Raw genomic sequence first — 2102 nt, forward strand, 5'->3', positions numbered from 1 at the left:
GCGCTCGTTGGCCGGACGCGCTTCGAACTGGGCGGGGCGCTTGCGCGGCGGCTGGCCGCGGCCGGCACCCTGACGCTGACCCTGCATCGCGCGGCCGTTGCGGCCATTCGCCTCGTCGCGGCTCATCACCATCGGCGAGCGGGTCGACTTGATCTTGTTCGACTCGTTGATGAAATCCTCGGGCAGCGAAACCACGTCGATCTTCTGACGGGTCAGCTTTTCGATATCCTTCAGATAGGCCTTCTCGTCCGGCGCGCAGAAGCTGACCGCGATGCCGTCGGCGCCGGCGCGCGCGGTGCGGCCGATGCGGTGGACATATTGTTCCGGCACGTTGGGCAGTTCGAAGTTGAACACATGGCTGACGCCCGAGACGTCGATGCCGCGCGCGGCGATATCGGTGGCGATCAGAATCTTGACCTTGCCCGACTTGAACTCGCCCAGCGCGCGCTCACGCTGCGGCTGCGACTTGTTGCCGTGGATCGCGTTCGACGCGACGCCATTGCCCGCGAGCAGCTTCACCACGCGGTCCGCGCCATGCTTGGTGCGGGTGAAGATCAGCGCGCGATCGATCGCGGGATCGCGCAGCGCGATGGTGAGCAGCGCCTGCTTCTCCATCTGCTGAACGAAGGTAACCGACTGGGTGACGCGCTCGGCAGTGGTGGCGACGGGGGTCACCTTCACTTCGACCGGATCGCTCTTGAGGAACTGGCCGGCGAGATCGCGGATCGTCTTGGGCATGGTGGCCGAGAAGAACAGCGACTGGCGCTTCGACGGCAGATCGCGGACGATGCGCTTCAGCGCGTGGATGAAGCCCAGGTCCATCATCTGATCGGCTTCGTCGAGCACGAAGATCTCGATGCCGAGCAGGATCAGGTAATGCTGGTCCATCAGGTCGACGAGGCGGCCGGGGGTGGCGACGAGGACATCGACGCCGCGAGCCAGATCGACCTTGTTCTTGTGGACCGAGGTACCGCCGAACACGGTCGCGACGCTCAGGCCGGTGCCCTTGGAATAGTTGCGCGCGCTCTCGGCGATCTGTGCCGCGAGTTCACGCGTCGGCGCGAGGACCAGCATGCGGCAGCCGCGCGGCTGCGGGCGCTGCTTGCTGGCGACCAGCCGGTCGATCGAGGGGAGCATGAAGGCGGCGGTCTTGCCGGTGCCGGTCTGGGCGATGCCCAGCAGGTCGCGGCCCTCGATCAGCGAGGGGATGGCCTGCGCCTGGATCGGGGTGGCGGTGGAATAGCCCTTGGCGGCAAGCGCCGCGAGCACGGTCTGCGAAAGACCGAGGTCGGAAAATTGCATTGGAAACCTTACGTAAGTCGGCCGGCGCGCTACGGAATCGTGGCGCGAAGGCGGGGTCAAAAAATGACGCCCCGCGTGATATGGGAAGCCGGAAATGGGACCGAGGCAGAGCCTGGACGCGCCCTGTGGGTGTCGTCCGATCACGCTGCATGATGCCTCGATGGTGGCGCATATGGCCGTAATGCTGTCCTAAGTCAAGGTTCTGGGCCTGCCGCTCTGCAGATCACGCCAAATCGGCATCGATCGCCGGGCCTGCGGCGAGAATCCATTAACTGATCCAGATTAAGCCGCCCCCGTAACCAAGGGGACGAAAATGCTCGTTGCGCGGCTCGAAGTGTTGGGGTCCACCGATCGGCGCGGCGCCATCCGTTACGAGGTGGACAGCGGCAGCACCCTGCGCGGGCTGGACGGGGAGCCGTTCGATGTGATCGTCACCGATTTCTCGCGCACCGGCTTCGCATTTGTCGGCGAGGTGGACCTGCCGATCGGCACGGTGGTGTCGGTGGGCCTTTCCGGCGCGGGTGCACGGGGCGGGCGGATCGTCTGGTGCGGCGAGAATTGCTATGGCTGCGAGTTCCTCGAGCCGCTTCCCGAAGTGCTGATGGCGCAGGCGTTTCGCGGGCAGAAGCACCGGATCGCCGAGCTGGAAGCCGAACTGGCGCGGCGCGATCTTGATCGTGCCGACCCCGAACCTCCGGTGCCGCCTGCACCGCCATCAGGGCGCGGGCGGCTGTTCCGCCTGATCCGCAGGCGGCGGCGCTAGGGGGCGGGTTCGACCGTCAGCGCAGCGGCCATCGCCT

General features: G+C 66.3%; 2 protein-coding genes. One reads left to right on the top strand and one right to left on the bottom strand.

Annotated features, from left to right (window positions below):
- A partial coding sequence (locus tag P1X14_RS21980; protein ID WP_277317558.1) for a DEAD/DEAH box helicase occupies positions 1–1302 on the bottom strand: 1302 nt, incomplete at its 3' end.
- A gap of 313 nt (positions 1303–1615) precedes the next feature.
- Here P1X14_RS21980 and P1X14_RS21985 point away from each other — a divergent pair.
- Complete coding sequence (locus P1X14_RS21985) at positions 1616–2065, top strand: PilZ domain-containing protein (RefSeq protein ID WP_277317559.1); 450 nt, start codon at positions 1616–1618, stop codon at positions 2063–2065.
- Positions 2066–2102 lie beyond the last annotated feature (37 nt).

It is taken from the genome of Sphingomonas sp. AOB5 (assembly GCF_029433115.1).
Taxonomy (GTDB): Bacteria; Pseudomonadota; Alphaproteobacteria; order Sphingomonadales; family Sphingomonadaceae; genus Sphingomonas.